This is a genomic window from Chamaesiphon sp. VAR_48_metabat_403, from assembly GCF_031422475.1.
Classification (GTDB): domain Bacteria; phylum Cyanobacteriota; class Cyanobacteriia; order Cyanobacteriales; family Chamaesiphonaceae; genus Chamaesiphon.
The window spans coordinates 1-3,204 of the sequence record NZ_JANPLS010000341.1; the positions used below are offsets into that span (position 1 = coordinate 1).

Sequence of the window (3,204 nt, forward strand, 5' to 3'; positions counted from 1 at the left end):
AACTGGCTTACCAAAATTTTGAATAGTAAGTGCAAAATAGTCACTCCAGCCTTCGCCCATACCGCCACTTTGGATCTGTTGTAGTCCTTGTGGACTATTCATCCGACCACCGACTAAGCGATTAGTTACACCATGCGTAAATTCATGAAAGACGACATCAGCATCAAAAGCCGTATGCCGACCGCTATCAGCCACTAACCCCATGTTCATAATAGGTCTTTGACCATCTGGGGGAGTTGACATATTAGCTGTTCCATAAACCTCTCCGCTATGAGCGCGAGCCAAAACAGGATCGCTGGCATTGCCCTGCCCAGTGTAATTCACCGCTTGAAAGTTTCCGACAGCCTCATTAAAGCCCAACAGGTAGAAGAAGTCGTGCATGTAGTTGCAGAAATAGAAGATATTCAGAATCTTCTGATCGTCTCCGATGCCACTAGCTGGATTAAAGACAACTTTCCCACCCTGGCTCTGACCTTTGAGCGTGATGGTAGATTCTCCTAAAGTAGCCCTGGTATTATTACCCATGCATTTATTATTGGTACACCAGTGACCGGGAAACTGAGATAGTGACGGTAGATTAGTGGGTTGGGGCACGGGATAATCATTCAAGTTCCGAGGGAAGGGAATCATTTGCCGAGGTGTCGTGCCCGGATTTTCTTTGTAAACATTGCCCTCCCCCAGCGCAGTTTTCATTAAACTTTGACAGTAAAGAATTTCAGATTCAGTGCGATCTGCTGAAACAATAATTTCATATTGACCTTGATAATTTGGCAGTGTAATCCGCACATACCAACCCAATCGGGTTTCAGGATTTTGGTAAAAGAGCACCAAATGAGCGGAAATTGGATCGGCAAAAGGCCCTTTATCTAAAACAGTTGGTTGACTGGGGAGGGGAGAAATTACGAGTATTTGCGGACTATAATCGGCTAGATCGATGCGAATTGGAGCCATTGGTTGTCCCCAACCATCAGTCATTACCTCTGTTTCGTTGGGATTAGCTATATACTGGGCAGCGGTTATTACTGCTTGTTTAACATTAATTTGGGGCGCAATATTAATTCCAGACTGAAGATTAACATTATTGCCGACGACATCGCTAATTGTGTTGTCGGGAGAGAAGCGAACGGTGCGAATCATCTGAAACACAGGAATGCCCCGATAGCTTTGTTGCAGATGAACTGCCTTGCCGTTGGCACTGGTTGTTTCGACAGTGGGATCTGGAACGAATTCTACTGGTTGACCAGGTGTAAATCCGAGGGCAGCACTGGTTTGATTGACAAAGCTCAATGCTCGATCGATCGGCGATTCTGCTGTGCTTGGGGCATTATCCGATAACAGACTATTGGGTGTACCTGTAAGTGAATTCAAAGCAGGAACGCTGACTGTCTGGGTTCCTGGTAATTGCTCGGAAACTAAAGCCGCAGCCTCATTGAGTTCATTAATTCGGGCATCAGTCGCACGATCGATCGTGAAATTACGAGTATCGATACTAAGTACCATTTGTATACCTCATTTGTTAATAGAACATGGACAAAATTACAAGTTAGCTGTCAACCACGTTGCTGCACCGACGAGACGGGCGATGTCCGCCGCATAGTCAAAATCGACAAAGGTATCGCCATCGCGGTGATAGTTGGGATTTGGCTCGGCGGTAGGCGAGGTGGGCAACGGCCCCGCAAAGAAATCTTCGGAGGTGACGCAAGCCGCATAGCCGCGTTGGTGAAAACTGGCATGGTCGCTCCTGCCTTCAGCCGGATCTGGTTGAGTATAAATTTGGGGAGATTGTAAGTTCGGGGATAGGATGGAAACTAGCCGTTTGAGCCGTTTTGCCAGGACGAGCGATCGCTTCTGGACGTTGGCGGAAGCAGCATAGCCGACATGCACTTCAAACGATCGTGGGGGGTTGACGTTGTAGCCAACCATATCCATTTGATATACGCCGACAATTGGTGCGGCGATCGCGGCTTGGGATTTGGCATAAGCCCCAGAGCCGACTAATCCATGTTCTTCGGCGTTAAATAAGACAAATCGGATCGTGCGTTTGGGTGGTTTAATCGCGGCTAATTGTTGGATGACAGCGGCGATCGCTAATACCGCCGCCACGCCACTAGCATCATCATCGGCTCCAGGCGCGGGGTCGCGATCGGGGTCGTAATCGCTAGGGGTATGGCTCGAAGCCGCCGTAGAATCTAAGTGAGCGGTGACTAAGACGATTTCTGAGGATGCGCTCCCCTTTAGCTCGGCGGCGACGTTATCGAGTTCGCGCCCTTCATGCACGAAGCGATTTAGTGCGATCGTGAATTTACCACCACCGATTTTTTCGAGATCTTTGGCTAATGCAGTGGTAACTAAACCGATCTCCGAACTCTGGATGTGTCGGCTGTTAATTTTAGCTCCTGTCGCTCCATCTAGCGGTTTTACGCCAGCGTATCTGTCTAGATATGTCCGAATTGCATCTGGGGTGATTGTTTGAAATTTGGCAACTTCCACATCGCTCAAATTTGGTTCGACGATCGCGGCTTGGACGAAGCCTGCTGTTTTGGCATTATTCCCTTCGCCAAACGGTTCGAGTAAACTCAGATCGGGTAAGAGCTTGAGATTATGTCCGTGATATGCATCTTCAAAATGATATTCCTCAACCGATCGATCTCCTGGCAAAGCAATAAAAATTCCCTCAGTTGAAGAAGCCAACACCCATTGTGATTCTTCATCATTGACAAAAAAGCTACTAGATTGCCCCTGGGGATTGAGAAAACCCGTACTCGTTTGGCGATCGTCCCGCAGCAGATATACTTCTGTCGTGAGCGGATCGCCCTCGCTCCCCAATCGATCGACCTGAAAGCCCAAATCGTCGAGCTGAGTAATGGCTGTAGTCGTCGCGATCGCATACACTCGATCGCCATTTTCGCCCGTCACATACAAGGGTACAACTGCTAAATCTTTAATTACCGATCGCCAGGCGCGATCGTTTTGCGCTGCGGTAACTGAAATCCGAATATATCGCAACCGACTACCATTTAATACTTCCCAAACCAAGCTGGGATGGGGTACGACTTGCCAACCTAGATTACGCGCTACTTTTCGTTCCTTACTATCTTCCCCCACAAATAGGCAATGCTGGGGTGCGGTGGGATGCCCTGCTGCTACTGCTGCTAATTGAAAAATCGCTGGATCTGGTTTATTTACTCCCACCACCGAGCTATA

2 protein-coding genes are annotated in these 3,204 nt (G+C 48.3%); both read right to left on the reverse strand.

Annotated elements, in window-relative coordinates:
• Positions 1–1,500 (reverse strand): M36 family metallopeptidase (locus RMO79_RS16525; protein WP_310484288.1); only part of this gene is annotated, 1,500 nt, incomplete at its 3' end.
• Positions 1,501–1,536: 36 nt separating this feature from the next.
• On the reverse strand, positions 1,537–3,204 hold a 1,668-nt coding region (locus tag RMO79_RS16530), incomplete at its 5' end, for a M20/M25/M40 family metallo-hydrolase (protein ID WP_310484289.1).